The sequence below is a fragment of the Campylobacter showae CSUNSWCD genome, from assembly GCF_000313615.1.
GTDB classification, from domain to species: domain Bacteria; phylum Campylobacterota; class Campylobacteria; order Campylobacterales; family Campylobacteraceae; genus Campylobacter_A; species Campylobacter_A showae_A.
The window spans coordinates 1-13787 of record NZ_AMZQ01000012.1 but is presented as its reverse complement, the minus strand read 5'-3'; the positions used below and the strand labels follow the sequence as shown (position 1 = coordinate 13787).

The following is a 13787-nucleotide window of genomic DNA, read 5'->3' as shown; positions in this document are numbered from 1 at the left end:
AAGCTAAAAATGTATAATTATTCCAAATTTTTAAACAAGGAATAACAATGGATAGAGTAGAGCAGGCCATAAACGACATCAAAAACGGCAAAATGGTCGTCATGGTCGACGATGAAGACCGCGAAAACGAGGGCGATCTGGTATTTGCGGCGACGTTTAGCGACACGCAAAAGGTAAATTTCGCCATCACTCACGCAAAAGGCGTGCTGTGTCTCGCGCTAAACGAGGAGATCGCGCGTCGTCTTGATCTAAATTTGATGGTGGATAAAAACACATCTTGCCACGAGACGGCGTTTACAGTCACCATAGACGCCAAAAACACGACTACGGGCGTGAGCGCATACGAGCGCGACGTCACGATCCGCCTAGCGGCTGACCCTATGTCAAAGCCTGAGGACTTCGTGCGCCCGGGACATATTTTCCCGCTCATCGCTAAAAAAGGCGGCGTGCTAAGCCGCACCGGGCACACCGAAGGCTCGGTCGATCTATGCAAGCTTGCAGGTCTAACGCAAGCAGCCGTCATCTGCGAGATCGTAAAAGAGGACGGAAATATGGCTCGCAGACCCGATCTAGAGGCGTTTTGCGAGAAATTTGGACTAAATATGGTCTCGGTCTCCGAGCTCGTGCAGTACCGCCTAAAACACGAAAGCCTAATCGAGATAAAAGAAAAAAGTGAGGCCAAGATAGCGGGTTTTGACGCGCTAAAATGCGAGATCCTGGATCACAGGGGCGAGCGCCACTATGCTTTTGTTTTTGGCGAGATAAAAGAAAAAACCGCGGTCAAATTTCATCAAATTTCAAGCGACGTCGAGCTGCTTTGCTCGGGTAAATTCGACGACTTGCGCGGCTCGCTCGAGTATCTAGCTAAAAACGGCGGCGTCGCGGTATTTTTACAAGGCGAGGAGAAGTGCGGCGGACAGGTCAAGGATTACGGTATCGGCGCGCAAATTTTACACAAACTAGGCGTCAGCCGTATCGAGCTTTTAAGCGCGAATAAAAACAAAGATTTTGTTGCATTAAAGGGCTTTGGGCTTGACATCGCGGGCTACAAAGAGTAACGCAAACGGGCCTAGCGAGGTAGCGCGAGCCTTTGCCAAGACGCTAAATTTGGGGCTTTTGTACGCGGATAAAAATGGCACCATAAAATTTATAAATAAAAAATTTGAGCATATTTTCGCTCTGGCGCCAAAAATTTTTTACGGAGCTAAATTTGATGAGCTAATAGCCGCGGCGCAGGGGCTTGGCGAGCTAAAAAGCTTTGAAAATCTCAAAAATAGCCCGCTAAACTCGAGCGATTTTATAGTAAAAAAGGACGAAAAAAGCTTCAGACTAAATGTCTCGAACGTGCTTGAGGGCGGGGTGAAATTTGACGGATTTATCCTCGCGGTCACCGACGTCACGCACGAAAAAGAGCTCGAAAAAAAGGAGCTTGAGCAAAGGCGCTCGGTTCTGGTTCACGCTAAAACCGCGCTGGTTGGCGAGATGATAAACTCCATCTCGCATCAGCAGCGCCAGCCTCTAAGCGCGCTGGGGCTGTATCTAGATAACATCGAGGAGTGCGCGAACGAGGGCGAATTTGAGCGCATACCCGCTCAAATCGCAGCCTGCAAAAAGAGCCTAAGGCTCATGGACGAAACGATAAAGGCGTTTAGAAATTTTTATTCAAGCGGCGAGGGAGCGGAGAAATTTGATCTCGTTAATATCATAAACGAGCTTATTTTGATAGTTAGGCCAGAGCTAAACTCTCACGGCATCGAGCTAAAATTTGCTCACGAGAGCGGCAAATGCGAGCTTAAAAGCGTCGCTAGCTACGTGAGGCAGATCCTGCTATCCTTGCTCTCAAACGCCAAGGACGCGCTGGTTGATAGCGGATGCGAAACGCCGCAAATTTTGATCGAACTAAAAAAGGTGGGCGGGCTATTTTGCGTGAGCGTGAGCGATAACGGCGGCGGGGTAAAAGCAGATAGCGATAAAATTTTCGAGCTATTTTTTACGACGAAAAATACGGGCACCGGCACGGGGCTAAACGTAGCTAGGGAGCTTGCCGTAAAAAAACTAGGCGGGTCGCTGGAGCTTGAAAATGCGGCAAATCCGACTAAATTTACGCTATTTTTGGGCGAAATTTAGACGTGGCTGTAAATTGGAAAATTAGTTTTATAAATTAAGAATCACAAGCAAGAAACGAGGCTAGCGTGTATAGCAAAATAAAAAATATCTTAAACGGCGTAAATTTGCTCATCGTCGAGGATGACGAGAGCCTGCGCGAAAGCATCAAAATGTCGGTCGAAAACTACGTGAGCGAGGTTTACGCCTGTGCAAACGCCAAAGAAGCGCTGGAGGTTTTTGAGGCAAAGGGCGTAAATTTGGTGCTTTCTGATATCAACATGCCGCACATGAACGGGCTTGAGATGGCGGCTCGCATCAGGGGGCTGGATAAGGACGTGCCCATTATTTTTCTCACCGCATATGATAGCGACGAAAACGTGCTTAGCTCGATAGAGCTAGGTAGCTTTGGGGTACTAAAAAAGCCCTTTGAAAAGCGCGAACTCATCATGGAAATGAGCTTTGCGGCGAACAAATTTAAAAACGATTTTGCGGAGGTCGATCTAAAAAACGGCTTTAAATTTAACGCCTTTAGCAGGCAGCTAACAAAGGACGGTGAGCCTGTGGCGCTAACGAAAAAAGAGCAAAATTTACTCCATCTTTTTCTAAAAAATCAAGGGCGCGTCGTGAGCTTTGAGATGATCGAGGCGTGCGTTTGGCAGGAGGGTAGCTGCACCGCCGACGCAATACGAAGCTTTGTGTATAAACTACGCAAAAAACTCTACCCAGAGCTCATCCAAAATGCGCAAGGTAGCGGATATGCGCTTATCTTGGGCGAGCAAAATCAGCGCACGGTGAGCCAGGTCGGCTATGTTTGAGAGGCACAAACCAGAATGTAAATTTATTTACGAAGTTTAATGATTTTGTATCCTGCTACCAAAATGTCAAATTTACCGCTCTAAAATTTATCCTTAACTAGTAATTTAATATTAAATTGAATTTAATCCCAGTCACTAAAATTTACCGAAATATATCGTTTTTTAATTTGCAAATAAGTCAATTTTCTTGCTTATTTAAGCTTATATTTATAAAATATTAGAATTTAAGTCGTAAAATCTTATAAATCAATTTTAAAATATTAATTTAAGGAGAGAAAATGCAAATAAATTCGCAAGAAGTAACGCAGACGCCGGGCAATAACACCGTCTTTCAAACTTGGTTGCTAAGCGGCGACGAAAACGCCTGTAAAAAGGGCTTTGAGAGGCTTTGCGCTTTGGTGGTAAATCTAAATAAGACGGCAAAAGTAAGGTTTGGCGCAGAGGCGAACGTAAACTGCGTTATCGCCGTCGGACACGACGCGTGGCTAAAGTTGGACTTACCCAAACCGTTGCCAAAGGAACTTGTAAATTTTAAAGCCATCAAAGGCGATAAACACGAAGCCGTGAGCACTGCGGGCGATATCCACGTGCATATTAGGGCGTTAGACGCGGCGGACTGTTTTGATATGGCGCAAAATATAAAGGCCGAGCTTTTTAAATTTGCCAAGCTTGCTGATGAAACTCAAGGCTTTAAATACCACGACGGCAGAGCGATCATCGGCTTTGTAGACGGTACTGAAAATCCAAACGGCGAAGACCGAGATTATTTTGCTAAAGTCGGCGATGAGGACGCGAAATTTAAGGGCGGTAGCTACGTATTTGTACAAAAATATAAACATAAAATGAGAGAGTGGAACGCGACTAGCGTGAGCGAGCAAGAAAAGGTGATCGGTCGCTCAAAAGCTTACGATATCGAGATGAGCGAGGATGAAAAGCCAAGCAACTCGCACTCTGCCGCGGCAAACGTGGGCGACGATAAAAAAGTCGTGCGAGGAAATATGCCTTTTGTCGAGGGAAGCGTGACGGGAACGTACTTTATCGCGTATGCTAGCACATTTTCGACGGTTGAAGCTATGCTAAAAAAGATGTTTATCGGCGAACCGCGCGGCAACTCCGATAGGCTGCTTGATTTTAGTACGGCGATGACCGGAGCGCTCTTTTTTGTGCCTACTTTTGATATGCTCTCAAGCTATAGCGCGCAGTAGGATTTTTTGGCCCGCGAATCGTCCTAAATTTCGGCATTTTGCGGGCTACCGCTTTAAAATTTGCTTTCAATGACATCACCGAATTCGCTTTTAAAATTTAAAATCGGAATTAGTATTTTTTCGTAAGCTTTCACCGCCCAATTTGCAAATTTTGCTCGCAAATTTACGGCATAAGCCGTGCAAATATAAAATCTTAACTTCATAAAATCATACTTTCATCATACTTTTCTTATATAATCCTTTTACATCTTAAATTTAAGGGAGAGAAATGAAAAAAATTCTATTATCAAGCTTGCTAGCATGTTCGCTCTTTGCAGCGGGCGAGGTGTACAGCCCGTCGGTAAAAGACGTTTACGCCGACGCGACGTCGCAAAAAAGCATAGGTAGACTCTTGCCGACGAACGGTGTTAAAATTTTAGCCACGCATGGCGACCGCGTGAAAATCTCCGTTAAAGGTTATCAAAATCCAGCCGTTAGCAACGTCGTTTATTTTAGCGACTCCGAGCGCGTCATCGCCGTGGCGTTTGCTAAAACCGCGACGCCTGATATAAAGGTCGTAAAAAAGGGCACAAATGGCAAATGGGACGAGGTCGAGACCGTGGTCTATGCGCAAAAAGACGGCTTTACGAGCGATCTAAACGGACTTTTTGCTAAGGGCGGCGAGCTTTACAAAGAGAGCTGCGGCGTGTGCCATTCGCTACATCAAACCACGCACTACAAGGCAAATCAGTGGCCTAACCTGCTAAAATCGATGATCGCGCGAACGGCGATCGGCAAAGACGATGAGTGGCTGGTGATACAGTACTTGCAAAAGCACTCTGCTGACGTGAACGTGGCGAAAAAGTAAAAGCGGCGCGTAAATTTGACGAGGATTTACGCCTAAGGCGCTCGCAAGTGGACGAGATTTGTGGGAGCTAAATTTATGAAAGTCGCGGCAGTGCTGTTTGCCGAGACGTCAAATTTAAAGGTTTGGTGATAAGGTTAAATTTAGCGCGCAAGACGAGATACACGCTAAATTTGAGCCACTACTTTGCGGCTAAACCGCGCGAACGAGGCTTTGTTTTTTAGTCCGTCAAATTTGACGCTTTGGACGAGAGAGCGGTCAAATTTGAGCGTAAAAGCTTAAATTTGAGTCCGTGCTAAGGCGCGGCTCGTTGGCTGATAAAAAGCCGAATTAAATCGCTTTTAAAAGAAGCGATGTGTTTTAGCCTTGCTTGCGTCTGCGACTTCGCAACTGCAAGCAGAATGGTGCAGGGAGCGCTTGCACTTCCGCCTGTAAAGATCGGCTTTGCTGATCCGTGGAATCAAAAATAGAAAAAAATGAGTCGAATTTACACCGCTTCTAAAAAAGCGGTGAGATTTGAAAAAGATACGAAATCGCTGACACGCGATTTTGTGCTTTAGGTGGGTGCAGGGAGTATTTATACTCCCGCCCGGAGGTCGGACTTTGTTCGACCGAGAAGTTTGATTTAGGGTACCCTACGCAGTAGGGACTTTAGGTGGGTGAGCGACCGTCTTTAGAGGATGCCGACTGCTCGGCATCCGTACGGGAGCGAGTGAGCGGAGCATATCGCATAGGCGATGCGAGCGATGGGTAAAAACAAATCGGAGGTCGGACTTTGTTCGACCGAGAAGTAAAAAATAGGAGAGGAAAATGAACCTACAAAGACGAAATGTATTAAAAGGCGGAGCGGCTCTTGCGGCAGCTCCATTGTTTTCTAGCGTAACGGCGTCAAATTTACTCGGTGCCGAGCTAAATACGGCAAACGTACGTAACGGCGAGGTGCTAACGGCTGCTCACTGGGGCATGCTAAAAGTTAGCGTCAAAGACGGCAAGATCGTAAAATCAGAGCCGTTTCAAAAAACTAGCGAAGTGTATAATCCGCTACAACACTACACCGCCGATATGGTCTATAAATCACGCATAAAATACCCAATGGTGCGCAAAAGCTATCTAGAAAATCCAGACTCGCCAAAACCTGAGCTAAGAGGTAAAGACGGCTGGGTACGCGTACGCTACGAGGACGCGATAAAGCTAGTGGCCAGAGAGCTAAAAAAAACGAGAAAACAAAAGGGACTAGAGGGCGTGTTTGCGGGTAGCTACGGCTGGAAATCAAGCGGCAATGTGCATAACTCAAGAATTTTACTTCATAGATTTATGAACCTTAGCGGCGGATTCGTCGGCTCTTTGGGCGATTATTCTACGGGCGCTAGCCAGATCATCATGCCTCATGTCGTGGGCAGTATCGAGGTATATGAGCAGCAAACCAGCTGGCCTGTGGTACTAGAAAACTCAAAAGTAGTCGTCATTTGGGGTGCAAACCCGGTGGCAACCCTTCGCATAGCGTGGACTAGCACCGACGAGCAGGGCTTTAAGTATTTTGAAGAGCTTAAAAACAAAAAAGATATTAAAGTGATCATCATCGACCCAATCAGAAGTGATACGGCGCAGTACTTTGATAAGGCTCAGTGGATCGCTCCGATGCCAAACACCGACACCGCGATAATGCTAGGTATGATGCACTATCTATACGAGAGCGGCAAATACGATAAAAACTTCATCGAGACCTATACGAGCGGCTTTGATAAGTTCTTGCCGTATCTGCTCGGTAAAACAGACGGCACGCCTAAAAATTTGGAGTGGGCGAGCAAAATTTGCGGCCTTCAAGCAAGCCTCATAAAAGAGCTTGCCGATACCTTCGCCGCTAACCGCACGATGATAATGAGCGGTTGGGGCATGCAGCGCGCGCATCACGGCGAGCAGCCGCACTGGGCGATGGTGACTTTGGCGGCTATGTTAGGTCAGATCGGACTTCCTGGCGGAGGTTTTGGCCTTAGCTACCACTACTCAAACGGCGGCGCTCCGACTTGCAAGGGTGCTGTAATCGGCGGCGTAAATAGCGCAAGCGTGGGTAAATTTAACGACGAGGGCGAGTTTATCGGCACCGATAGCGGAGAATTTGACGCAAACGGCCGCTTCGTTGCTAAGGCTGCAGCGGTTGCGGGTACGGGTCAAAGCTGGCTGCAAAAGGCGACAAACTATGCATTCCCTGTCGCTCGTATCGCGGACGCCCTGCTAAATCCAGGCAAAGTGATCGATCATGACGGCAAGAAAATCACGTATCCTGATATCGACTTTATCTACTGGGTCGGCGGCAATCCTTTCGCTCATCATCAAGAGACGAACCGCCTGCTAGAAGCGTGGCGCAAACCTCGCACGGTAGTCGTAAACGAAGCTTACTGGACGCCGACGGCTAAGATGGCTGATATCGTCTTCCCAACCACTACCGCATACGAGCGCAACGACGTAACGATGACGGGCGACTACTCAAATATGAACATCGTACCGATGAAGCAAGTCGTGGAAAAATACGCCGAAGCGCGCGATGATTATCAAATTTTCACCGATCTTTGCAAGGCCTACGCTAAAAATTTAGTCGTAGCCTACACCGACAACGGCAAGGACGAATTTGACTGGATCAAAGAGTACTACGGCGCGGCGTACGAGCAGGTTAAAGCTATACCTGATTTTCAAACCGATATGAAGCCGTTTGAGGAGTTTTGGAACGAAAATAAGCCGGTAACTTTTGCCTCGACGCCCGAGAGCGATACGTGGGTGAGATTTGGCGAGTTTAGAGAAGATCCGGTGCTAAATCCGCTAGGAACGCCAAGCGGTCTAATCGAAATTTACTCCGAAACCATCGAGAAAATGGGCTATGACGACTGCGGCGCGCATCCGATGTGGTTTGAGCCGATCGAGTGGCTAGGCATGAAAGATAAACCTGCCGAGCTACACATGCTAAGCCCGCATCCGACCGATCGCCTCCACTCGCAGCTAAACCAAACCTCTCTGCGCGAAAACTACGCGATCGCAAACCGCGAGCCGATCTGGATACACCCTAAAGACGCCGCGAAAAAAGGCATAAAAACCGGTGATTTGGTGCGCGTATTTAATGCGCGCGGCGAGGTGCTAGCGGGCGCTCATGTCACTAAAAACATCAAAGAGGGCGTCGTAAAACTAGCCGAGGGAGCTTGGTACGACGGATTTGACGCGGGTCTTTGCAAAAACGGCTCGCCAAACGTGCTAACTATCGATATCCCGACTAGCAAGCTAGCTAACGGCAACATCAGCCACACCGCGCTCGTAAATATCGAGAAATTTACAGGCAAGGCGCCTGAGCTAACGGCGTTTAGCGATCCGAAATTCGCTTAAATTTAAGCCGCGAACTAAAATTTGCGGCTTAAATTTGATAAAGCCTCGCCAGGTTAAATTTGACTCGGCGAGGTGTTTAAAATTCAGTCGTTAAATTTAACTCGGAGCGATAAAATTTATATCAAATTTATCATTTTTGCTACGCTGATTTTGCTTTCATACCGCTTTATATTTTATTCTTATAAAAATTAATTTTTATTTTTAATAAATTTGGACTGGATTTTGCTTTAAAACATAGTTAATGTAAAGTTTTAATTTTATTTAATTTTTAACGTAGTAAAATAGAAATTTTAATCAAAATCTAAGGAGAGAAAATGCGTTCTATCACGAACAAGATCGCCGTGATGCTTATCGTCTCGCTGATCGTTTCGTTTGCCGCTATTTCGGCGGTTAGTTATTATACAGCCGAGAATAAGGTCGTTCAGCTCGTTAGCCAAAATCAGGCTCAAATTTTAAAAGACGTCGATACTGTTGCTAATTCGTTTTTTGAAGATTATTTGGCTATGGTCAAAAAAATAGCTGCAAATATCGAGAAAATTTCAGACGACGGCGATGATAAAATGCGTCATTTGGTGCTAGAAAAAGAGCTTGCAAGCTCAATAGTTACTTATGTTTACTATGGACGCGAGGATGGTTATTTTTTCCAATCGGACGGTAAAAGAACAACCTTGGCTGATAACTATGATCCGCGAACTAGAGGTTGGTACGGAGCGGCTAAAAACGAAAACAAAGCCATCTACATGCAGCCGCGTTTAACTACGACTAACGATTTGGTCGTAACTTTCGTGGCGCCTGCGGTAAAAAACGGTAAATTTGTCGGTATAGTAGGTATAGATATCGATATAAAAACACTAAGCAAAAAAATCCTAGATATGGGCAAGACCGAGTATGGTTATGTCTTTTTAATGAATAAAGACGGCGTGATACTTATGCACTCTAATACTGAAATTGTAGGTAAAATTTTAGAGCAAACAAAGATCATTTCATCTAAATTTACTAATAAACAATTTGACTCAAATGGTCTTATTCCTTATGTAAATCCAAAAGGCGAAAATGTAACATCTAAGGTTTTGGAGATAAATGATCAAGGCTGGCTAGCAGTAGCCGCCATCGAAGCGGATACTTTTTCTAGCAATACCCTTCCTCTACTTAAGGCTCAGCTTGCGCTAGCAGCGTTATTTATAGTCGCTCTTTCGATTTTTGTCTACGTACTACTTAAAAAATCTCTCAGTCCGATAAAAACTATCCAAGAAAAGCTTGAGGATACGTTTAAATTCGTCACATACGAGGTATCTAAGGCTCCTGAAAAGTTAGCCGTAAATACGCAGGATGAATTTGGCGTTATGAGTAGGGCTATCAACGAAAATATAGATAAAGTAGTCTATGGCATCAAAAAAGATAGCGCTCTGATCGAGGAGATGAATGGCATCGCAAATCTCATGATAAAAGGCCATATGGGCGCAACTATAAAGGCAGATCCGAACAACCCCGCTCTCGTGCAACTAAAAGATTTGCTAAATAAATTCTTTAGCTCAATATCTTCAAATTTAAAAGACATCGCTCGCGTGCTAAACTCATATAACAAAAATGATTACACCGCTAAAATCGAGCTCAAAGATGAGCTAGAAAGCGATCTAAAAGATATGATCATGGGTATAGAGAGCGCCGGTGTAGCTGTTAGCAATATGCTAAAAGAAAATCTAAACGAGGCCGAAAGCCTAGAAGCAAAAGCCAAAATCCTAGCCGAATCTATGAAAAATCTAACCGACGGCGCTCATAGGCAAGCAGACTCTATCCAAGAAAGCGCTGCTGCAATCGAGCAGATGAGTAGCTCGATGAACGCCATCAGCCAAAAAGCGCAGGATGTAACGCGACAAAGCGAGGAGATCAAAAACATCATCGTCGTTATCCGCGACATAGCCGATCAAACAAACCTGCTAGCTCTTAACGCAGCTATCGAAGCAGCGCGCGCTGGAGAGCACGGACGAGGCTTTGCCGTCGTGGCCGATGAGGTAAGAAAACTGGCCGAAAGAACTCAAAAATCCCTAAGCGAAATCGAAGCTAACGCAAATGTGCTAGCTCAAAGCATCAACGAGATGAGCGAGAGCATCAAAGAACAAAGCGACGGCATAAATATGATAAATCAGTCAGTCACGCAAATCGACTCCATCACTCACCAAAATATCTCGATCGTAAATACCACAAATGAGGTTACGGCCGAGATAGACGATATGGCTAAAAATATCGTCTCGGATGTTAGAAAAAATAAATTTTAAAACAAACTTTAAAGGTGAATGTCAAAAATCAGACATTCGCCTTTTTCTTTATATCTGCTTTTTATTCTATTTTATAAAATTGGATTTCAAATAAATTTTGCTATTTTTCTAAAACAAAAATTTAATACTACAAAAACCTTCGTATAATTAAAAAATTATCATTTTATGGTTAAAATAAGCATTAAAAATTTAGGAGTAAAAAATGAGTGAAGAGACGCAGCGTAAGGCCTTGCAAAACCAAATTTGGAGTATTGCAAATGAAGTAAGAGGCGCCGTTGACGGCTGGGACTTTAAACAGTATGTCCTAGGTACGCTATTTTACAGATTTATCAGCGAAAATTTTACGGATTATATAGAGGGTGACGACGGTGATTTTGACTACGCAAGCTTGCCTGACGATTCGCCGGCGCTTGAAGCGATAAAGCATGATACTATTGTTACGAAGGGATATTTTATATACCCTAGTCAGTTGTTTAAAAAAATCGTAAAAAATGCCGACAATAACGCAAATTTAAATACTGATTTAGATCAAATTTTTAAAAGTATCGAAGGCTCGGCAGCCGGGTATGAGTCAGAGCAGGACATAAAAGGGCTTTTTGCTGATTTTGATACTACGAGCAACCGTTTAGGAAATAGCGTTACAGAGAAAAACAGGCGACTCACGGCGGTTTTAAAGGGCATAGCCGAGCTTGATTTCGGCGATTTTAAGGACAACCATATCGATCTTTTTGGCGATGCATATGAGTTTCTTATCTCAAACTACGCCGCAAACGCGGGAAAATCGGGCGGCGAGTTTTTTACTCCGCAAAACGTCTCAAAGCTCATAGCCGCGCTTGCCATGCACGGACAAGAGCGCGTAAATAAAATTTACGATCCGGCATGCGGTTCTGGTTCGCTGCTTTTGCAGGCTAAAAAGCGCTTTGACGAGCATAAGGTTGAGCAGGGATTTTTCGGGCAGGAGATAAATCACACGACATATAACCTAGCGCGTATGAATATGTTTTTACACAACGTTAATTACTCTAAATTTCACATAGAGCTTGGTGATACGCTACTAGATCCAAAGCTTAGCGACGATAGGCCTTTTGATGCTATTGTTTCAAATCCTCCATACTCTATCAACTGGATCGGTAGCGACGATCCGACGCTCATAAACGATCCTAGATTTGCGCCTGCCGGCGTGCTGGCTCCAAAAAGCAAGGCCGATTTTGCCTTTATCTTACACGCGCTTAGTTATCTTTCGGCAAAAGGCAGAGCCGCTATAGTTAGTTTCCCGGGCATCTTTTATAGAGGCGGCGCGGAAAAAAAGATCCGCGAATACCTCGTAAAAGAAAATTTCGTCGAGACCGTCATCGCGCTCGCGCCAAATCTTTTCTACGGCACTCCGATAGCTGTTAATATCCTTGTTCTTTCAAAGCATAAAACAGAGACTAAAACGCAGTTTATCGACGCTAGCGAGTTTTTTGAAAAAAGGACGAACAACAATGTCCTAACTAACGAGCATATCTTAAAAATAATAGATCTGTTTGATAAAAAAAAGGATGTAGCTCACGTCTGCGCGCTTGTAGATAATGAAAAAATAGTTCAAAACGACTATAATCTAGCCGTTAGCTCCTATGTCGAGGCAAAGGATACGCGCGAGGTTATTAATATAGACGAGTTAAATTTGCAAATAAAACAAACGGTAGCCAAAATTTCAAATTTACGCGAACAAATCGACGAAATCGTTGCGGAAATAAATTTGGACGGCGAGATATGAAAGCTATTATTTACACGGTGAGCGATGGCTCCGAAATTTCGCTCGCGAAGCCGAGCAAAATTTTAAAAGGCTTGAAATGAGTAAAATTTTTGATCTTATAAATGAACTTTGTCCAGATGGAGTGGAGTTTATGGAGCTTGGAGAGGTTGCAGATATTGAAAAAGGTAAACAGTTAAACAAATCGCTACTTTCTAAAAACGGCAAATATCCAGTAATGAATGGTGGCATAAATCCTTCTGGATATTGGCATGAATACAGTCACGAAGCTGATACCACTGTTATTAGTCAAGGCGGAGCTAGTGCGGGGTATGTAAATTGGATGAATACCAGTTTTTTTGCTGGAGCGCATGCTTTTGTGATAACAGCAAAAGAGAAATATGTTTTAAAAAGATACGTTTATCATTATCTAAAAAAGAACCAGCAAAATTTTATGCAAAGTCAATATGGAGCTGGAATACCTGCATTGGCAAAGTCCGAGCTAGAAGCCTTTAGATTTCCTGTGCCTCCTCTGGAAGTTCAGCGTGAAATAGTCCGTATTTTGGACTGTTTCACGCTGCTTACAGCAGAGCTTACAGCAGAGCTTACAGCTAGGAAAAAGCAATACGAATTTTACCGCGACTTCCTTTTAAGCTTTGACGAGCTCAATAAAAATGGGGGGGGGTGTGAGTTAAGAATGCTTGACGAAATTTTGGATTATACTCAACCCACAAATTTTATTGTAGATGACACAAGATACGATGATAAAGTTGGCATTCCTGTTTTGACGGCTGGCAAAAGCTTTATATTGGGCTATACAAATGAAGCATTTGGAATTTACAAAGCTTCTGAGGTGCCAGCTATGATTTTTGATGATTTTACAACGGCATTTCAGTGGGTGGATTTTGATTTTAAAGTTAAATCATCGGCGATCAAAATTTTAAGCAATAAAGACAACAAAGCTACTGATTTCAAATTTGTTTATTATGCTATGAGATGTATAAAATTCGAGCCGACAAACCATGAGCGGCATTGGATTAGTAAATATTCTAAAATTAAGATCCCTGTACCTCAAATAGAAGTACAGCATGAAATAGTCCGTATTTTAGATAAATTTGATACGCTAATAAATTCTATAACCGATGGTTTGCCGCATGAGATAGAGCTAAGACGCAAGCAGTATGAGTATTACAGGGAAAAGCTATTAAATTTTACAGAAATTGAAAAGGAGATATAGTAGTGTTTGCTGGCTCTCTTAACGAAATAGCAAATAAGCTTAAAAATTTGAATAAAAAAGCACAATTAATTTATGCTTTTAATGGTACGGGCAAGACCCGCTTATCTGTAGAATTTAAAAATTTAAGGCTCTGTATGAAAAATGTATTGCTATTTAAGGTTTAAAATGCTATGATACCATCAATAAAACAAAGCAAAGGC

10 protein-coding genes and 1 pseudogene are annotated in these 13787 nt (G+C 43.9%); all 11 read left to right on the top strand.

Annotated features, from left to right (window positions below; genetic code table 11):
• Positions 1 to 47: 47 nt before the first annotated feature.
• The 11 genes and pseudogenes from CSUNSWCD_RS08725 (at position 48) to CSUNSWCD_RS11185 (ending at position 13751) form a co-directional block, all read left to right on the top strand.
• Positions 48 to 1058: a bifunctional 3,4-dihydroxy-2-butanone 4-phosphate synthase/GTP cyclohydrolase II gene (locus CSUNSWCD_RS08725; RefSeq protein ID WP_009495952.1), complete on the top strand. Its 1011-nt coding sequence runs from the start codon at positions 48 to 50 to the stop codon at positions 1056 to 1058.
• Positions 1033 to 2127: a PAS domain-containing sensor histidine kinase gene (locus tag CSUNSWCD_RS08720; protein WP_009495951.1), complete on the top strand. Its 1095-nt coding sequence runs from the start codon at positions 1033 to 1035 to the stop codon at positions 2125 to 2127. Before CSUNSWCD_RS08725 ends, CSUNSWCD_RS08720 begins: the two co-directional genes overlap by 26 nt.
• Positions 2128 to 2192: 65 nt before the next feature.
• Positions 2193 to 2921, top strand: a complete 729-nt coding sequence (locus CSUNSWCD_RS08715; RefSeq protein WP_009495950.1) for a response regulator transcription factor — start codon at positions 2193 to 2195, stop codon at positions 2919 to 2921.
• A 278-nt stretch (positions 2922 to 3199) separates the two neighbouring features.
• A complete protein-coding gene (locus CSUNSWCD_RS08710) occupies positions 3200 to 4126 on the top strand; it encodes a Dyp-type peroxidase (RefSeq protein WP_009495949.1) in 927 nt (308 codons plus the stop codon).
• A gap of 268 nt (positions 4127 to 4394) precedes the next feature.
• Positions 4395 to 4973: a cytochrome C-type heme-binding periplasmic protein gene (locus CSUNSWCD_RS08705; protein WP_009495947.1), complete on the top strand. Its 579-nt coding sequence runs from the start codon at positions 4395 to 4397 to the stop codon at positions 4971 to 4973.
• Positions 4974 to 5780: 807 nt separating this feature from the next.
• Positions 5781 to 8339 (top strand): molybdopterin-dependent oxidoreductase, encoded by a 2559-nt coding sequence (locus CSUNSWCD_RS08700; RefSeq protein ID WP_009495945.1) that lies wholly within the window; start codon positions 5781 to 5783, stop codon positions 8337 to 8339.
• Between the two features lie 314 nt (positions 8340 to 8653).
• A pseudogene (locus CSUNSWCD_RS12035) lies at positions 8654 to 9424 on the top strand (cache domain-containing protein); the annotation flags it as partial.
• Between the two features lie 258 nt (positions 9425 to 9682).
• Complete coding sequence (locus CSUNSWCD_RS12030; protein ID WP_390886822.1) at positions 9683 to 10615, top strand: methyl-accepting chemotaxis protein; 933 nt, start codon at positions 9683 to 9685, stop codon at positions 10613 to 10615.
• A 202-nt stretch (positions 10616 to 10817) separates the two neighbouring features.
• On the top strand, positions 10818 to 12374 hold the full coding sequence (locus CSUNSWCD_RS08690; RefSeq protein ID WP_009495941.1) for a type I restriction-modification system subunit M: 1557 nt from the start codon (positions 10818 to 10820) through the stop codon (positions 12372 to 12374).
• Between the two features lie 76 nt (positions 12375 to 12450).
• Positions 12451 to 13587, top strand: coding sequence for a restriction endonuclease subunit S (locus CSUNSWCD_RS08685; RefSeq protein WP_009495940.1), 1137 nt, complete (start codon positions 12451 to 12453; stop codon positions 13585 to 13587).
• 2 nt (positions 13588 to 13589) lie between these two features.
• On the top strand, positions 13590 to 13751 hold the full coding sequence (locus CSUNSWCD_RS11185; RefSeq protein ID WP_009495939.1) for a hypothetical protein: 162 nt from the start codon (positions 13590 to 13592) through the stop codon (positions 13749 to 13751).
• Positions 13752 to 13787 lie beyond the last annotated feature (36 nt).

Excerpts from the sequence above, each read along its gene's own strand:
- CSUNSWCD_RS08725 (WP_009495952.1), top strand. The coding sequence starts at position 48 with ATGGATAGAGTAGAGCAGGCCATAAACGACATCAAAAACGGCAAAATG.
- CSUNSWCD_RS08710 (WP_009495949.1), top strand. The coding sequence starts at position 3,200 with ATGCAAATAAATTCGCAAGAAGTAACGCAGACGCCGGGCAATAACACC.
- CSUNSWCD_RS08705 (WP_009495947.1), top strand. The coding sequence starts at position 4,395 with ATGAAAAAAATTCTATTATCAAGCTTGCTAGCATGTTCGCTCTTTGCA.
- CSUNSWCD_RS08700 (WP_009495945.1), top strand. The coding sequence starts at position 5,781 with ATGAACCTACAAAGACGAAATGTATTAAAAGGCGGAGCGGCTCTTGCG.
- CSUNSWCD_RS12030 (WP_390886822.1), top strand. The coding sequence starts at position 9,683 with ATGAGTAGGGCTATCAACGAAAATATAGATAAAGTAGTCTATGGCATC.
- CSUNSWCD_RS08690 (WP_009495941.1), top strand. The coding sequence starts at position 10,818 with ATGAGTGAAGAGACGCAGCGTAAGGCCTTGCAAAACCAAATTTGGAGT.
- CSUNSWCD_RS08685 (WP_009495940.1), top strand. The coding sequence starts at position 12,451 with ATGAGTAAAATTTTTGATCTTATAAATGAACTTTGTCCAGATGGAGTG.